We start from the raw sequence: 14,522 nt of genomic DNA, 5'->3' as shown, positions 1-14,522 counted from the left end.
GGATGTGCGGGTGAGTCAGGTCGACGACGTGCTGGGCGCGCTCGCGGATCCGATGCGCCGCCGGGTGCTCGACCTGGTGGCGGCCAGAGGGCCCGTGTCGGCGTCGACGCTCGCCGGGGAGCTGCCGGTGAGCAGGCAGGCCATCGTGAAGCACCTCGCCGTGCTGGAGAAGGCAGAACTGGTGGCGTCCGAACGCGCCGGCCGGGAGAACAACTTCTCCGTCCGGTCCGGCGCGCTCGACGCCACGGCCACGTGGATGGCCTCGCTCGCCTCCCAGTGGGACCGGCGGCTGGCGGCGCTCAAGAAGATCGCTGAGGCATGAGCTTCCCGCCGACCATCGTCGCCAGCACCGGGATCTCCGCGATCGCGTCACTCGTGCGCGGGTCGTCGCCGAGCACGACGAGGTCCGCGAGCTTGCCCGGCGTGAGGCTGCCCAGCACGTCCTCCTTGCGGCACGCGTAGGCACCGCCGAGCGTGTACGCGCGGATCGCCTCCTCGACGGTGACCGCCTCGTCCGGACCCACCGACCGGCCGCCGGACGACCGCCGCCGCACCATGAACTCGATGGCGCGCAACGGAGCGCCGTCCGCGACGGGCCGGTCCGAGCTGCCCGCGACCGTGATGCCGTGGTCGAGGAACGAGCGCCCGCGGTACATCCACGGCGCCCGCCGGGAGCCCATGATCTCGCTGTAGTCGTCGCCGTAGGCGTGCAGGAAAGCCGGCTGGATCACGGGGACCATGCCGAGCTCCGCGATCCGGCCGAGCTGGTCGGGGCGCACCAGGCCGCAGTGCTCGACGCGGTGCCGTGCGTCGGCGCGCGGGCGTTGCCGCTGGGCCTCGGCCACCGCGTCCAGCGTGAAGTCGATCGCCCGGTCGCCGATCGCGTGGATCGCGAGCTGCCAGCCGGCGTGGTGCCCGTCGAGGATCGCCGCCCGCATGAACTCCTCGGGCTCGGCGAGCTGCCCCGCGTTGTCCGTGCCCTCGTACGGCTCGGTCAACGCGGCCGTGCGCGCGATCATGCCGCCGTCGGTCCACAGCTTCATGGCGCCCAACGACAGCATGTCGCCGCCGAAGCCCGTGTGCAGGCCCAGGTCGATCGCCCGCGCGATCCCGTCCGCCGGATCGGCGGCGACGTCGTGCAGGACGTGCGCGGACACCATGAGCTGCACGCGGATCGGCAGCTCCGCGCGTTGGTACGCGGCCGCTTCGAGAGGGCTGCTGGCGATCAGGCCCGCGCCGATGCCCGCCTCCGCGCACGTCGTGACGCCCTCGGCCAGCACCTGCTCGGCGCTCGTCCGCAGTTCGGCGACGATCTCGTCGAGCGAGTACGGCAGTCGCAACGTGCGTGCCGCCAGCTGCTCGTTCTCGGTCAGCCAGCCGTCGCTCGTGATCGCCGGAAGTTGTTTCAGCACCGCGGAGTTCACGACGCACGCGTGCCCGGACAGGTCGGCCACGTAGACCGGCCTGCCACCGCTGACCGCGTCGAGGTCGGCGGCGGTGAGCGGGCGGTCCATGATCCGCGGGTCGTAGCCGGACGCCTCGATCCAGCCCGTGCCGGGAGCGCCGGCGAGCCGGTCGAGGACCTGCGGCACCGACGTCAGACCGGTGATGTCGGTCGTGCGGCGGCCGTTCCACGCGAGGTGCGTGTGGGCGTCGATGAAACCGGGCAGCACCACGGCGCCGCCCAGGTCGACGGTCTCGGCGGCGGGCAGGTCCGCGACCTGCTCGTCCAGCCCGGCGATGCGGCCCTGCCAGATGCCGATCGTGTGCGCGGCGGGGCGTGCCGGGTCCATCGTGATGGCCCGGCAGCCCGTCAGCTTGAGATCGAGTTTCACGCGGTCGCGAGGACCGGCACGGGAGTGTTCGTCAGCACGGACGCCAGGATCTCACCCGAGCGCACCGCGACGTTGGACAGCAGCGACGACGTGATGCCGTGCGAGTGCTCGGTGCCGCCCTGCAGGTAGAGGCCGCCGCGCAACGACGTCCGCAGGCGGTAGTCGCGATCCACGACCAGACGGCCGCGTTCGTCGCGCTGGCAGCTCGCCTCCAGCGACCCGAGCACCGGCGCGGCCTCGTCGTAGCCGGTCGCGAGCAGCACGAGGTCGGTGTCGACGAACTCCTGCTCACCGGTGACGAGCGACTGGATCACCGCGCGGGCGCCGTCCGCGGACTCCTCGACCGCGACGAGCCGGGTCATCTTCATCATCCGCAGGCGCTCGGTGCCGAGCACCTTCTCCTGGTACTGGGTGCGGTAGAGCTGCGCGATGAGGTCGACGTCGACCACGGAGTAGTTGGTGTTGCGGTGGTAGTCCATCAACCGCTGCTTCACCGCGACCGGGGCGTCGTAGTAGTGGTCGACGGCCTCGGGGTCGAAGATCCTGTTCGCGAACGAGCTGTCGTCCGCGGGGGAGTAGCCGTAGCGGGAGAACACCGAGCACACCTCGGCGCCGGGGAACTCGCGGTGCAGGTACGCCACGGCCTCCGCGGCGCTCTGCCCGGCACCGACGACGACGCAGCGCCGCGGGTTCTTCAGCTCGCCCACGCGGTGCAGGAACTCGCTGTTGTGCCACACGCGGTCCGACAGCGCGACGCCGTCGGGAACGGTCGGCCGCAGTCCGGTGGCGAAGACGACGTTGCGGGCGTGGTACACGTCACCAGTGGCCGACGTCACCTCGAACAGGTCGTCCTGGATCGCTTCCACGCCAACGACTTCGGTGCCGTACGCGACCACGTCGTCGACCTGCGCGGCGGCCCACTCGAAGTAGTCGTGGAACTCGACGCGCAGCGGGAACAGGTTCTTGTGGTTGACGAAGTCGACCAGCCGGCCGCGGTCCTGGAGGTAGCACAGGAACGAGAAACGGCTGGTCGGGTTCCTCATGGTGACGAGGTCCTTGAGGAACGACACCTGCATGGTGGCGTCGTCCAGGAGCATGCCCCGATGCCAGCCGAAGGCGTGCTGGCGTTCCAGGAACACCGCGGTGACAGGGGTTTCGGCCTGCTCGTTGTGCTCGGTCAGAGCGATGGCGAGCGCCAGGTTCGAGGGTCCGAACCCGATGCCGACGATGTCGTAGATCGGATGCATGAGCATTGAACTTAGGGAAGCCTAAGCTCTCTTCGCAAGCCGTCAGTTAGGTTAGCCTGACCGTATCGCACCGAGGTGAAGGAGGGCACCCCCATGAGGGTCGTCATGTTCGGGTTCCAGACCTGGGGTCATCGCACCCTGCAGGCACTTTTGGCGTCCGAGCACGAGGTCGTCCTGGTGGTCACCCACCCCAAGGGTGAGGGTGCGTACGAGAAGGTCTGGAGCGATTCGGTCGAAGAGCTGGCCAGGGAGAACGGCGTGGACGTCCTCGTCCGCGAACGCCCGGAGGACCAGGAGCTGCTCGACGCGCTCAAGGCCGCCGAGCCCGACGTGATCGTCGCCTGCAACTGGCGCACCTGGATCCCGCCGCAGGTCTTCGCGCTGCCGAAGCACGGCACGTTGAACGTGCACGACTCGCTGCTGCCGAAGTACGCGGGCTTCTCGCCGTTGATCTGGGCGCTTCTCAACGACGAGAAGGAAGTCGGCGTGACGGCGCACATGATGGACGACACGCTCGACGCCGGCGACATCGTGCTGCAGCGCTCGGTCCCGGTCGGCCCGCGCGACACCACCGCCGTGCTGTTCGAGAAGACGCTGGAACTCTTCGGCCCGATCACGGTCGACGGCCTCGCCGAGATCGCGTCCGGCCGCACGGACTTCCAGAAGCAGGACCGTTCGCAGGCCTCGTTCTTCCACAAGCGGGCAGAGGAAGACCTGCGCATCGACTTCACCTGGACCGCCGAGGAGCTGGACCGGCTCGTGCGCGCGCAGTGCGCGCCGTACCCGAGCGCGTACTGCTTCCACCGCGGCCAGCGCCTGGAGATCATCGAGGCGGACGTCTCCGCCGAGGTCTACGGCGGAACTCCCGGCCGCATCTTCTACCGCGAGGGCGACGGCGTGACGATCGTCGCGGGCACCGAGGCGCGGCGCGGCACGAGCAAGGCGTTGCTGGTCAAGAAGGTTCGTACCGCCGATGGCACCGAGCTCAAGGCGCACGAGTACTTCAAGCACATGGGCGGTTACCTGACCTCCCGCCCGTAGGTTCGACACGCTGATCGCGGGCCGGGTGACCGGTCCGTGATCGGCATGGTCGATCATTGGCGCATGAATCGCGCGGCGGTGACGTCACTGGTGGTCTTCGTGCTGCTCGTGGTGTTGGGTTGGTATCTCACGAATCTCCAGTCGTCCCAGGAGAATCCGCCGGCCAACCCCGTGCCGACCGGGTCCGCTCCCGCCGGTTCGTCCGATCTGGGCGCGTTGACTATCGCGCCCGAGGGCAAGATGGCCGGCTACAGCCGCGACCGCTTCCCGCACTGGGCCTCGCAGGGGAACTCCTGTGACACCAGGGAGATCGTGCTGCAGAAGCAGGGCGCCGACGTCAAGACCGACAAGGACTGCAAGGCGGTCTCCGGCACCTGGAACAGCGTCTACGACGGCGTGGTGATCAAGGAGGCCGGCGAGGTCGACATCGACCACACCGTGCCGCTCGCCGAGGCCTGGCGCTCCGGCGCCGACAAGTGGACCGACGACGAGCGCAAGGCGTTCGCCAACGACCTCGGCGGCATCCAGCTGCTCGCGGTGACCGCGAAGTCCAACCGCTCCAAGGGCGACCAGGACCCGGCGAAGTGGAAGCCGCCGGTCGCGGCGTACGGGTGCACGTACGCGCAGCACTGGATCGCCGTGAAGATCACCTACAAGCTGACCGTCGACCAGGCCGAGCACGACGCGCTGGCCACGTTGCTCAAGACCTGTTAACGAGGCCAGAACCCTGGATTCCGGGTGGGCGTGAAGTCGAGGAGCCCGCTGCGGAACCCGCCGGTCAGCAGGTCGTGGAGGAACGCGCTCACCGGCCCGTCGTGGTCCTCCCAGGTGGAGAACCCGGCGTCGCACAAGGTGATCGTCCACCGGTCCGGCTCACCGCCGGTGCGCCAGAAGAAGGTGACACCGCGGTCCGCCGTACCCCACGGGACGAGACCGTCCGGCGCCTCGTGCAGGTCGCTGAGGTAGTCGTCGAGCGACTCGTCGTCCGCGATCGGCGACATCACCTCGACGACGTGGTCGAAGACGCCGTTGCCCAGCGCGGACATCAGCTCCTTGTAGTCGCCGGGGAACACGAGCCCCAGGTGCTCCTCGGCCTCCGCCCACAGCTCGTCGGGCACGCCCTTCGGCTCCTGCCCGAGCAACCTGAGCAGGTCCGCGCTCCCTGACAACTCTTCTCCCTCGTGGTGCGGGTTGCGCGACACGGCCCGACCCCCCAGGCGGGCCGCATCGCTGTTCCCCCTTGCCCGACCGGCGCTCAGCAGGCCGGTTCCTCCCGTCCCCGACAAGCCGAGCGCTTCTTCCAGCCCGACCCGTCCCCCGACAGGCCAGGCGCCTTCCCCCTACCCGACCTGAACGGACTCGAACAGGCCGGACAACTTCCAGTGCGTCACGTACCCCATCGCCTCGGCCGCGATCAGCACGTCGAGCTTGCCGAGGTTCGTGCGCGCCGGCATCTGGTACGCCTTGCCGCGCCGCGCGTCGAGCACCATCGGCACCGCGCCGGGCAGCGTGTCCGCGACCGTGTGCTGCAGGATCCGCAGGCCGACGTTGGCCGCCTCCCTGGTCAGCGGCACCTCCTTGGTGTGCACGAGCACCGCGTACGCCGTGCCGTCCTTCTTGCGCAGCCCCAGGTGCGGCCGCACCTTCAACGTGAGCTCCCCGGCGCGGTAGGTGGCTCCCTCCACCGGCACGCCGGTCGCCTTGAACGCCGTCAGCCAGGGCAGGAAGCCGTCGGCGATCTCCTCGAACGCCCGCGGCTGGCCCGTGCGGTTGGCATTCATGACCGCCTTCTTGAGCTCGATCTCGGGCTCGGTCGAGTTGACCGCTCGTCGCATGGCGTCACGGATCGGGTTGTAGAACCCGCACACCCTGGTGTCCGAGGCCAGGTACATCCCCCGCTGTTCCGACACGATGTTGATGCGTCCACGCTGGCCGCTCATGACGTACTCGGTGAACGACAGTGCGGTGACGCTGACGTTGTTGTCCGGCAACGCTTTCTCCCCTCGTACCGCGAGCTTCACCTGACGTTATCCGAGGGGTCTGACAAAAACGGGGCTGCTCCGAACGGCGCAACCGTCACGCAATGTTGAACAATCACTCGATTAGGTGACACGTAGAGTTGCGATCTCGATCGCAATCGGTGAACGGACCGTGACGAACCGGCAACCGATCACGGGCATGACCGTTCGTCTGCCGTTCGCCGACGCTCACCGAACGCTCACCGCAAGACCAGCGGGAGTAACACTCCGTAGAAGATCAACTCAGGAGAATGGAGTTCGTCAGGACGAGTCAGCGCAAGGGAGCACGATGTCGGTCAAGGCGGAGCGTTCACCCGATAGAGCGGGTGACGTGGAGGTTCCGCAGCCGGTGAGATGGCCGGCCCACCCCAGCACCTGGCCGCACGCGGCCCAGGTGACCGTCATCCTCGTGCTGATCGCACTGCTGCTGTGGGCCATCGCCGTGACTCTCGGCCCCGACCAGGCGTTCATCGTCGGCTCCGCGGGCGTCGCGGCCAAGCTGATCTGCATGTACCTCGACACCCGCGTGCGCCACTAACGGCCGTAACGCTCCGCCGAACGCGCCTTCGCCTTCGCCGCCTCCACCTCGCGGTCCTTCGGCGGCGCCGCCGTCACCAGCGCGTCGAGCAGTTCCTGCGTCGCCGCCGCCACGGCCGCGACCGCCTTGTCGAACGCGGCCTGGTTCACCGCGGACGGTTTGGTCGACCCGCCCACCTTGCGCACGTACTGCAGCGCCGCGGCCTGCACCTCGTCGGACGTGGCGGGCGGTTCGAAGTTGTGGAGCACCCGGATGTTTCGGCACATGCCTCCACTATGACCTGTCGCGCGGCGCCGCGCGGGTGTGGATGCGTTCGCCCTGCTTGCCGAACAGGCTGAGGATCTCCGCGGGCCGCCCGTCGGCGCTGCTGAAGCTGTGCGGCTGCCGGCAGTCGAACTCCGCCACCTCACCCGCCCGCAGCACGACCTCCTGCTCGCCGAGCCGCAGCCGGATCCGCCCGCTCAGCACGTAGAACCACTCGTAACCCTCGTGCACCCTCGGTTCGTGCAGGTCGGGGTCCGTGATGATCATCTTCCACGCCTGCAGCGGCCCGATCGACCTGGTCAGCGGGACGCCGACGCGGCCGTGGCCGAGCTCGCGCGGCTTCATCACGACGCGGGGATCACCCACCTCGGGCGCGCCGACCAGGTCGTCCAGCGACACCTGGTACGTCCGCGACAACGGCAGCAGCAGTTCCAGCGTCGGCTTGCGCTGGTCGGTCTCCAGGCGCGACAGCGTCGACTTGGAGATGCCCGTCATCTCGGACAGCGTCGCCAGCGTCAGATCGTGCTCCGCCCGCAGCGCGGCCAGCCGTTGCCCCACGGTTGTTGCCATAACGGCAACATACTTTGCCAAAACTGGGCTGTCGACCGCACTCTGGGACCATGAACTACGAAGTGGTGATCATTGGTGGGGGAGCGGCCGGGCTGAGCGCCGCTCTAATGCTGACCAGGGCGCGCCGCAGCGTGCTCGTGGTCGACGGTGCCGAGCCGCGCAACGCGCCGGCCGCGCACATGCACAACTACCTCTCTCGCGACGGCCTCTCGCCGTTGGAGCTGCTCAAGCACGGACGGGCAGAGGTCGAGGGCTACGGCGGAGAGATCGTCAACGACGACGTGCGCGGCGTGACGAAGACCGAGGACGGGTTCGCCGTCGAACTGAGCGGGCGCACCGTCACCGCCCAGCGCCTGCTGTTCGCGACCGGCCTGGTCGACGAGGTGCCGGAGGTCCTGCGCGGCCGCTGGGGCCGTGACGTCTTCAGCTGCCCCTACTGCCACGGCTACGAGGTCCGCGACCAGAAGCTCGTGGTGTTCGGCGAGGAGATGAAGGTGGCGCTGGTCCGGCAGTGGTCGGACGACGTCACGCACGTTCCCTCGGTCGACGCGATCGAGGTCGAGGACGACAGGCTGGTCGCGGTGATCTCCGGCGGCGTGCGGGTGCCGGCCGATGCCCTCGTGTACTCCGCGGAGGTCAAGCCGCGCGACGAGTTCCTGCTGGCGTTGGGTGCCGAAACCGAGGAGACCATGGTCGGTCCGTTCGTGCGCACGGACGCGAAGGGCCGCACGAGCGTTCCCGGCGTCTACGCGGCGGGCAACGTCACGGACCCCTCGGCCATCGTCATCGTCGCCGCCGCGCAGGGTGCCCAGGCGGCCGGAATGATCAACATGGACCTGCTGGGACTCATGCCGGCAGGCTGATCCGGAACGTGGAGCCCTCGCCGGGCGTGCTGGTCACCGACACCGAACCGCCGTGCGCCTCCACGAGGTGCCGCGTGATCGCGAGCCCGAGCCCGCTGCCGCCCGTGCGACGGCTGCGGGACTTGTCCGCCCGCCAGAACCTGTCGAAGACGTGCGGCAGGTCCTCGGGCGCGATGCCGGTTCCGGTGTCCGCCACCTCCAGGATCGCGTCGCCCTGCTGCTGGAACAGCCTCACGACGACCTCGCCTCCGGGCGGGGTGTAGCGGACGGCGTTCGCGACGAGGTTGCCCAGCGCCTGCCGCAACCGCACCGGGTCCGCGTTGACGTGCACCGGCGTGGTCTCGGCGCGCAGCAGGATCTCGCGGTTCTGCTGCGCGTTGACGACCTGCTCGACGACGTCGTCGAGCGCGATCGGCTCGGGGTGCAGCCGCAGCGTGCCCGCGTCGGCCTGGGCGAGGTCGTGCAGGTCGTCCACGAGCCGTTGCAGCAGAAGGGACTCCTCCAGCAGCATGTCGATCAGGTGCGGGTCCGGCTCCGCCAGCCCGTCCTGCGTCGCCTCCAGCCAGCCGGTGATGTTGCCCAGCGGTGTGCGCAGCTCGTGCGCCACGTCGCTGACCATCGCCTGCCGCTGCCGTTCGGTCTCGGCGAGCTTCTCCGACATAGCGTTGAACGACTTGGCCAGCTCGCCGATCTCACCCGCGCCACCGTCGACCCGCGCCGTCCGGTCGCCTTCCGCTGTGCGCTTCGTCGCCGCGGTGAGCGCGCGGATCGGCCGCACCAGCTGCGTCGCGGTGACCCACGACGCGAAGCCGGCGATCGCGAGGATCCCCAGCGCCACCAACGTGATCCGCGTGGCGCCGGTCGTCGACAGGTCGATCGACTGGGGCCCGTCGCCGGTCGTCGAGGTGAGGAACAGCTGCACGGGTGCGGCGACGTGCGGCCTGAGCTGCTCGCGGCGCGCGCCGTCCATGCACTCCACCACCTCCGGCGACGCCCCGTAGACGGAGGTGATCTCCCAGTCGAACGTCCTCGGCCCGGGAGCCTTGTTCGGGTAGCGCTGCTCGTCAGGCAGCACCGTGACGCACTTCTCGAACAGCTCGAACAGTTCCTGGTACGCGGAGAGCTCGGTCTGCGTCAGCGTGTAGAGCCGGTCGCCGGCCGTGCACGTGTCCCACACCGAGAGCTCGCCGGGCCTCAGGCTCGTGAGCCGAGGCCGGCCGTTGGGAGCGTCGACCAGCCTGATCTTGTCGGTGCAGCCGAGGAGCTCGTCCGCGTAGGAGTGCAGCTTCCGGTACTCGTCGTCGGTGAGCTTGAACGGCCCGACCGCCCTCGGGTCGATCTTGCCGTTGACGTTCAACGGGTCGACCAGGGCCTTGGGGGTGATCGGCAGCGGCGGCGCGTTCTCGTCTCCGGTGTCCACCAGCTTCTTGCCGTTGCCGTCGGTCAGCGCGATGCGGCGGTCGTACTTCCGCGCGACAGCGTCCACATCGGACTTGGAGCCACTCCAACCCTCGTGCGTGGCGGCGTAGTGCACCAGCTCGTCCAGGATCTGCGCGTCCGTCGCGAGCGCGTCGCCCTGCTCCTGCCGGATCGCGCCGGTCGTCGCCTGGCTCGCGAGCCAGGCCGTGACGGCGATCGAACAGGCCGCGATCACCAGGGAGAACAGGAAGAACCGGACGAGGAGGCTTTTCATACGAGCTTGTATCCGATGCCGTAGACGGTGAGGAGGCGTTCCGGCCGGCGCGAGTCCTGCTCGATCTTGCGGCGCAGCTTCATCATGTGCACGTCGACCGTGCGCGCGGTGATGAACCCGTCCTCCAGCAGCTGTTCGCGCGTGAACACGCGTTGCGGCTGCGCGGCCATCTTGGCCAGCAGGCGGAACTCGGCGGGCGTCAGGCTCACCAGTTCGTCCTTGATGCGCACCTCGTGGCGGATCGGGTCGACGGTCAGATCGCCGACCTTGAGCACCGTGGCGTTCGTCTCGCGCGCACGGCCGGTGCGCCGCAGGATCGTCCGCACCCGCGCGACCATCTGCCGTGGCCGGAACGGCTTGGTGATGTAGTCGTCGGCGCCGAGGTCGAACCCGAGCAGCACGTCGTCCTCAGTGGACCGCGCGGTGAGCAGCACGATCGGCACGTCCGACTCGGTCCGGACCGCGCGCATCACGTCGATCCCGTCGACCAGCGGCATCATCACGTCGAGGACGAGCAGGTCGGGGTTGCGGCGCCGCGTCTCGTCGATCGCCGCCCGCCCGTCGTGGACGACCACCACCGAGTGCCCGTCGTGCTCTAGGTACCGGCGGACGAGTTCAGCCTGGTGAACGTTGTCCTCGGCGACGAGGATGTGGGCACACACAGTGCGAAGTATGCAGCCCTTCACGACAGTCAAGCGGAACGCAAACAGGTTCTTCATCAGTTCCGGCGAGCGTTGCCGTCATGAAGGTGCACCTGGCCCTGGCGGCCGTCGGCCTGACGGCGCTGCTGCTCACGACGACCCAGTTGGCGGGCGAGACCTCCCCTGCGGCCGCGCCGTCCGTGACCGTTGTCGAGGTGCCGTCCTCACCGGCACCGCCGCCACCGCCGCCACCACCGCCGCGCGTCTACGCGTCGAGCTCGGACCTGCCCGACGGCCCGGAGTTCCCGGCGGCCGGCGCGGGCACGTTCCACGTCGTGCCGGGCTCGGGACCGGTCGTGGGCACCGGCCCGTTGCGCACGTACGCCGTGGAGGTCGAGGACGGCATCACCGTCGACGAGCAGGCCTTTTCGGCGTTCGTGGACGCCACCCTGGCCGATCCGCGCGGCTGGACGGCGCGGGGCGCGCGTTCGGTGCAACGAGTGTCCGGCGCCGCGTCGGTGCGCGTCCGGCTCACGTCCCAGCAGACGGCGCGTGCGGTCTGCGGGTTCGAGATCCCGGTCGACGTCTCGTGCCGCGACGGCAACTTCGTGTTCCTGAGCGCCGCACGGTGGATCCGCGGCGCCGTGGCGTTCCTGCCGGATCTGAACACCTACCGGACGTACATGGTCAACCACGAGGTCGGGCACGCGTTCGGGCAGGGGCACGCGCCGTGCGCCGTGGCGGGCGGTCCGGCGCCGGTGATGATGCAGCAGACGTTCGGCGTGGCCAACGACGAGATCGTCCGCATCACCAACGGCGTGCCCCAGGGCGCGTTCATCCCGCAGGACGGGAAGGTGTGCACGCCCAACGGGTGGCCGTACCCGTGAGTTGCTCACTCGTGGTTGATGTCCGGCTTCCTAACCTGGCGGCATGGACGTGGACACGAGGCTGCTTAGGTACTTCGCCGCCATCGCCGAGGAGGGCAACCTCACGCGCGCGGCGCACCGGCTGTTCGTGTCGCAACCATCGCTGACCAAGCAGCTCAAGCACCTGGAGTCGCAGCTGGGCGTGCGGCTGTTCACGCGGTCCAACACCGGAATGACGCTGACCGAGGCCGGTCACGCCCTCGCCGCGCGCGTGCCGCCGGTGCTCGCGGGCTGGGACGCGGCCGTGAGCGAGACCCGGAGCACCGCCCGCGTGCTGCGCGTCGGTTTCCTTGCCAGCGCGGCGAACGACGCCACGCAGGACATCGTCGCGGCGTTCGGCGGACTCCGTCCGGGCTGGCGGGTCGACCTGCGCCAGGCACCGTGGTCGGACCCGACGGCGGGTCTCGCGTCGGCGGAGGTGCCGGTCACGTTGCTGCGACTGCCTTTCCCCGGCGAGGAGTCGTTCGGCGTTCGCACGTTGTTCAGCGAACCTCGTTGCGTGGCACTGCCTTCCGTCCATCCGCTGGCCTGCCGCGCGTCGGTCGCGTTCCCCGAGTTGTGGGACGAGCCGGTCATCGTCGCGCCCGCGTTGAAGGGCATCTGGCGCGAGCACTGGCTGGCGTTGTCCGAAAGGGACGGTCGCGAGGTCCGCGTCGGTGCCGTCACAGAACAGCCCGACGAGTTCCTCAGCGCAATCGCCAGTGGCCACGGCATCGCACTGGTCCCCGCGTCCACCTCTCACTTCTACGCACGGCCGGACGTCGTCTACGTGCCCGTGACAGGCGTGAGCCCCAGCGAGGTGGCCGTGGCGTGGCTGCCCGACGCCGGCGAGGCCGTCACCGACTTCGTCCGCTGCTGCGTGGACGTCACGCGCTCACGGCGCACCGGCTGCGACAGGCGCTCGGGCTGAACCCGTGCACGCGCTTGAACGCGGCGCTGAACCCGAACGCGTCCGCGTACCCGACCTTGCGCGCCACCGAGGCCACCGTCGCAGGCGACTCGGCGAGCAGATCGGCCGCCACGGCCATCCGCCACTCCGTGAGGTACGTCAGCGGCGGTACCCCGACCAGCCGCGCGAACCGGCTCGCCAACGTCGTCCGCGCCACCCCGGCCTCCTGCGCCAGCAAGGCGAGCGTCCAGGGCCGTTCGGGATGGGCGTGCATCGCCCGCAGCACCGGCCCGACCACCGAGTCCGCCTGAGCCCCCAGCCACCCGTCACCGTGCTCGCGGTCGAACCACTCCTTGAGCGAGCAGACCATCAGCCAGTCCAGCAACCGGTCTGCCACCACAGCCGGTCCGTCCGTGCCGATGGAGTCGTAGAACTCCGCGCACCCGTCCTCACCAGGCACCACGAGCGCTGCGGGCAGGACTTCGGTGAGCTTCCGCGCCACCGACCCCAAGACGTCGTACGTGCCGCTGATGATCCTTGCGTGCCCCCGCACAGCGATAGATCCCTGCACCACCAGCACGTCTCCCGCCCGCGCCACCTCGTCCACGGCCCGGACCTCCCCGGCCGTCACCGCGCACAACGTGAGTCCGCCGAACACCTCCGACCCCGACACCTCGGTACGGCGCACCCCGGCACCATCGGCCCGCATCCCGCGCAACAGCTCGTCGAACGGCTCCATGCCCACCAACATACGGCCCGAACGATCGAACATCATCGATGAACTCTGACCCATGTCCCCGGCGGGCGTTCGCGGCTTGGCTGAGGCCATGAGCGAAGAGATCCTCGTCCTGGGCGCCACCGGCAAGACGGGCCGCCGGATGGTCACCACCCTCGAAGCCGCCGGCGCGGTGCCGCGCAAGGCCTCCCGCGCGACCGGCTTCGACTGGAACGACCAGTCGACCTGGAAGCCGTTCCTGCACGGCGCCACCGCCGCATACGTCATCGCCCCGGAAGACCCGTCCGCCGCAGCCCCGTTCGTGGAGCAGGCGGCGACCGCAGGCCTGCGCCGCCTGGTCCTGCTCTCGGGCCGAGGCCTTGACAAGACCCCGCCCACCGTCTTCCAGGGCATGCACACGGCCGAAAAGGCGGTCCGTGAAGGCGCCGTCCCCTGGACCATCCTGCGAGCCAACAACTTCAACCAGAACTTCTCCGAACAGGTCTGGCAGCCCGAGATCGAGGCAGGCCGCCTCTCCCTGCCCGCCGACGACACCCCGGAACCGTTCGTGGACGTGCAGGACATCGCCGAGGTGGCCGCCCTGACCCTCACCACCGACGACCACCACGGCCAGACCTACGACCTGAGCGGCCCGGAAGGCGTCACCTTCACCGAGGCCGTGGCCAAGATCGCCCAAGCCACCGGCCGCACCATCGACCTGGTCAAGCTCACCCCAACCGAATACCGCGAGGCCCTGCTAGCACTGGGCGCCCCCGAAGAGGTCGCCACCGAACTCAACGGCATGTTCGAAGGCATGCGAGCCGGCCACCTGGCCACCCCGTCAGAAGACATCCCCCGCCTGCTCGGTCGCCAGGCCAAGAGCTTCGACGCCTACGTCTCCGAAACCTGGCGCTGACGAGGCAACAACAGGTGCACGGCAAAGCCAGCCGCCGTCGCCATCACCGCCTGGTAGGCGACCGAGGCCTGGTACCCGCCACCAACGAGGAACGCGGCGTCCAGCCCGGTCGTCCACCAGCCGGCCAGCTCCCCGAGCCCGAGCACGTGCCACCCGAAGAACCCGGCGCACCACGCGCCGACGACCCACGCCGCCCGCCCGCCGCGCCGGACGAAGAGGAACGTCGACACCGCGGCCACGGCGTTGAAGGCGAGGGCGATGCCGGTGAGCGTCCCGTCGGGATTCCACAGCAGACTTGCCACCGTTTGCACCACGAGCACACCGATGACCAGCCCGATGCCCAACCGCGTCTTGTCCACGGGCCGA

At 69.5% G+C, this 14,522-nt stretch carries 18 protein-coding genes; 8 read left to right on the top strand and 10 right to left on the bottom strand.

Annotation, left to right across the window (positions count from 1 at the left end; translation table 11 throughout):
- Positions 1 to 10: 10 nt before the first annotated feature.
- Entirely contained in the window at positions 11 to 322 is a 312-nt protein-coding gene (locus tag ACFWN2_RS19060; RefSeq protein ID WP_382428892.1) for an ArsR/SmtB family transcription factor, read from the top strand.
- On the opposite strand, the gene ACFWN2_RS19055 is transcribed toward ACFWN2_RS19060, so the two are convergent.
- Positions 300 to 1,835, bottom strand: coding sequence for an amidohydrolase (locus ACFWN2_RS19055; RefSeq protein WP_382428890.1), 1,536 nt, complete (start codon positions 1,833 to 1,835; stop codon positions 300 to 302). The two genes, ACFWN2_RS19060 and ACFWN2_RS19055, sit on opposite strands and share 23 nt — an antisense overlap.
- On the bottom strand, positions 1,832 to 3,088 hold the full coding sequence (locus ACFWN2_RS19050) for a lysine N(6)-hydroxylase/L-ornithine N(5)-oxygenase family protein (RefSeq protein WP_382428888.1): 1,257 nt from the start codon (positions 3,086 to 3,088) through the stop codon (positions 1,832 to 1,834). Before ACFWN2_RS19050 ends, ACFWN2_RS19055 begins: the two co-directional genes overlap by 4 nt.
- Positions 3,089 to 3,175: 87 nt before the next feature.
- On the opposite strand from ACFWN2_RS19050, the gene ACFWN2_RS19045 reads away from it, so the two are divergent.
- Both ACFWN2_RS19045 and ACFWN2_RS19040 read left to right on the top strand, forming a co-directional pair.
- On the top strand, positions 3,176 to 4,123 hold the full coding sequence (locus ACFWN2_RS19045) for a methionyl-tRNA formyltransferase (protein WP_382428886.1): 948 nt from the start codon (positions 3,176 to 3,178) through the stop codon (positions 4,121 to 4,123).
- 63 nt (positions 4,124 to 4,186) lie between these two features.
- Positions 4,187 to 4,837 carry an HNH endonuclease family protein gene (locus tag ACFWN2_RS19040; protein ID WP_382428884.1) on the top strand — a complete coding sequence of 217 codons (651 nt, stop codon included), beginning with the start codon at positions 4,187 to 4,189 and terminating at the stop codon, positions 4,835 to 4,837.
- On the opposite strand, the gene ACFWN2_RS19035 is transcribed toward ACFWN2_RS19040, so the two are convergent.
- Both ACFWN2_RS19035 and ACFWN2_RS19030 read right to left on the bottom strand, forming a co-directional pair.
- On the bottom strand, positions 4,834 to 5,292 hold the full coding sequence (locus tag ACFWN2_RS19035) for an SMI1/KNR4 family protein (protein WP_382428882.1): 459 nt from the start codon (positions 5,290 to 5,292) through the stop codon (positions 4,834 to 4,836). The genes ACFWN2_RS19040 and ACFWN2_RS19035 overlap by 4 nt on opposite strands.
- 171 nt (positions 5,293 to 5,463) lie before the next feature.
- Positions 5,464 to 6,144: a hypothetical protein gene (locus ACFWN2_RS19030; protein ID WP_382428880.1), complete on the bottom strand. Its 681-nt coding sequence runs from the start codon at positions 6,142 to 6,144 to the stop codon at positions 5,464 to 5,466.
- 346 nt (positions 6,145 to 6,490) lie between these two features.
- On the opposite strand from ACFWN2_RS19030, the gene ACFWN2_RS19025 reads away from it, so the two are divergent.
- Complete coding sequence (locus ACFWN2_RS19025; RefSeq protein ID WP_382428878.1) at positions 6,491 to 6,679, top strand: hypothetical protein; 189 nt, start codon at positions 6,491 to 6,493, stop codon at positions 6,677 to 6,679.
- Here ACFWN2_RS19025 and ACFWN2_RS19020 read toward each other — a convergent pair.
- Positions 6,676 to 6,945 carry a DUF2277 domain-containing protein gene (locus ACFWN2_RS19020; protein WP_382428876.1) on the bottom strand — a complete coding sequence of 90 codons (270 nt, stop codon included), beginning with the start codon at positions 6,943 to 6,945 and terminating at the stop codon, positions 6,676 to 6,678. The two genes, ACFWN2_RS19025 and ACFWN2_RS19020, sit on opposite strands and share 4 nt — an antisense overlap.
- A 7-nt stretch (positions 6,946 to 6,952) precedes the next feature.
- Positions 6,953 to 7,513, bottom strand: a complete 561-nt coding sequence (locus tag ACFWN2_RS19015) for a cupin domain-containing protein (protein WP_382428874.1) — start codon at positions 7,511 to 7,513, stop codon at positions 6,953 to 6,955.
- 50 nt (positions 7,514 to 7,563) lie between these two features.
- Here ACFWN2_RS19015 and ACFWN2_RS19010 point away from each other — a divergent pair, with 50 nt between their 5' ends.
- Positions 7,564 to 8,376 (top strand): NAD(P)/FAD-dependent oxidoreductase, encoded by an 813-nt coding sequence (locus ACFWN2_RS19010; protein WP_382428872.1) that lies wholly within the window; start codon positions 7,564 to 7,566, stop codon positions 8,374 to 8,376.
- On the opposite strand, the gene ACFWN2_RS19005 is transcribed toward ACFWN2_RS19010, so the two are convergent.
- Both ACFWN2_RS19005 and ACFWN2_RS19000 read right to left on the bottom strand, forming a co-directional pair.
- A complete protein-coding gene (locus ACFWN2_RS19005; RefSeq protein WP_382428870.1) occupies positions 8,360 to 10,069 on the bottom strand; it encodes a sensor histidine kinase in 1,710 nt (569 codons plus the stop codon). The genes ACFWN2_RS19010 and ACFWN2_RS19005 overlap by 17 nt on opposite strands.
- Positions 10,066 to 10,731, bottom strand: coding sequence for a response regulator (locus ACFWN2_RS19000; RefSeq protein ID WP_382428868.1), 666 nt, complete (start codon positions 10,729 to 10,731; stop codon positions 10,066 to 10,068). Before ACFWN2_RS19000 ends, ACFWN2_RS19005 begins: the two co-directional genes overlap by 4 nt.
- An 80-nt stretch (positions 10,732 to 10,811) precedes the next feature.
- Between ACFWN2_RS19000 and ACFWN2_RS18995 the strand changes: the two genes are divergently transcribed.
- On the top strand, positions 10,812 to 11,597 hold the full coding sequence (locus ACFWN2_RS18995) for a DUF3152 domain-containing protein (RefSeq protein WP_382428866.1): 786 nt from the start codon (positions 10,812 to 10,814) through the stop codon (positions 11,595 to 11,597).
- Positions 11,598 to 11,640: 43 nt separating this feature from the next.
- A complete protein-coding gene (locus ACFWN2_RS18990) occupies positions 11,641 to 12,546 on the top strand; it encodes a LysR family transcriptional regulator (RefSeq protein ID WP_382428864.1) in 906 nt (301 codons plus the stop codon).
- Here ACFWN2_RS18990 and ACFWN2_RS18985 read toward each other — a convergent pair.
- The gene (locus tag ACFWN2_RS18985) at positions 12,503 to 13,264 is read right to left on the bottom strand and encodes an AraC family transcriptional regulator (protein WP_382428862.1); all 762 of its coding nucleotides are present in this window, start codon (positions 13,262 to 13,264) and stop codon (positions 12,503 to 12,505) included. The two genes, ACFWN2_RS18990 and ACFWN2_RS18985, sit on opposite strands and share 44 nt — an antisense overlap.
- 88 nt (positions 13,265 to 13,352) lie before the next feature.
- Here ACFWN2_RS18985 and ACFWN2_RS18980 point away from each other — a divergent pair, with 88 nt between their 5' ends.
- Positions 13,353 to 14,156: an NAD(P)H-binding protein gene (locus tag ACFWN2_RS18980; RefSeq protein WP_382428860.1), complete on the top strand. Its 804-nt coding sequence runs from the start codon at positions 13,353 to 13,355 to the stop codon at positions 14,154 to 14,156.
- Here the strand turns inward: ACFWN2_RS18980 and ACFWN2_RS18975 are convergent.
- A complete protein-coding gene (locus tag ACFWN2_RS18975) occupies positions 14,132 to 14,515 on the bottom strand; it encodes a hypothetical protein (RefSeq protein ID WP_382428858.1) in 384 nt (127 codons plus the stop codon). The genes ACFWN2_RS18980 and ACFWN2_RS18975 overlap by 25 nt on opposite strands.
- Between the last annotated feature and the right edge of the window lie 7 nt (positions 14,516 to 14,522).

The sequence above is a fragment of the Lentzea sp. NPDC058436 genome, assembly GCF_042721515.1.
GTDB lineage: Bacteria > Actinomycetota > Actinomycetes > Mycobacteriales > Pseudonocardiaceae > Lentzea.
The sequence above is the reverse complement of the archived record's forward strand: the minus strand, read 5'-3'. Positions and strand labels throughout refer to the sequence as shown.

What these genes read in the sequence shown, in the direction of transcription:
- ACFWN2_RS19020 (WP_382428876.1), bottom strand. Translation starts at nt 6,945, where the DNA reads ATGTGCCGAAACATCCGGGTGCTCCACAACTTCGAACCGCCCGCCACG.
- ACFWN2_RS18985 (WP_382428862.1), bottom strand. Translation starts at nt 13,264, where the DNA reads ATGGAGCCGTTCGACGAGCTGTTGCGCGGGATGCGGGCCGATGGTGCC.
- ACFWN2_RS19040 (WP_382428884.1), top strand. Translation starts at nt 4,187, where the DNA reads ATGAATCGCGCGGCGGTGACGTCACTGGTGGTCTTCGTGCTGCTCGTG.
- ACFWN2_RS19010 (WP_382428872.1), top strand. Translation starts at nt 7,564, where the DNA reads ATGAACTACGAAGTGGTGATCATTGGTGGGGGAGCGGCCGGGCTGAGC.
- ACFWN2_RS18990 (WP_382428864.1), top strand. Translation starts at nt 11,641, where the DNA reads ATGGACGTGGACACGAGGCTGCTTAGGTACTTCGCCGCCATCGCCGAG.
- ACFWN2_RS19015 (WP_382428874.1), bottom strand. Translation starts at nt 7,513, where the DNA reads ATGGCAACAACCGTGGGGCAACGGCTGGCCGCGCTGCGGGCGGAGCAC.
- ACFWN2_RS18995 (WP_382428866.1), top strand. Translation starts at nt 10,812, where the DNA reads ATGAAGGTGCACCTGGCCCTGGCGGCCGTCGGCCTGACGGCGCTGCTG.
- ACFWN2_RS19005 (WP_382428870.1), bottom strand. Translation starts at nt 10,069, where the DNA reads ATGAAAAGCCTCCTCGTCCGGTTCTTCCTGTTCTCCCTGGTGATCGCG.
- ACFWN2_RS19045 (WP_382428886.1), top strand. Translation starts at nt 3,176, where the DNA reads ATGAGGGTCGTCATGTTCGGGTTCCAGACCTGGGGTCATCGCACCCTG.
- ACFWN2_RS19050 (WP_382428888.1), bottom strand. Translation starts at nt 3,088, where the DNA reads ATGCTCATGCATCCGATCTACGACATCGTCGGCATCGGGTTCGGACCC.
- ACFWN2_RS18980 (WP_382428860.1), top strand. Translation starts at nt 13,353, where the DNA reads ATGAGCGAAGAGATCCTCGTCCTGGGCGCCACCGGCAAGACGGGCCGC.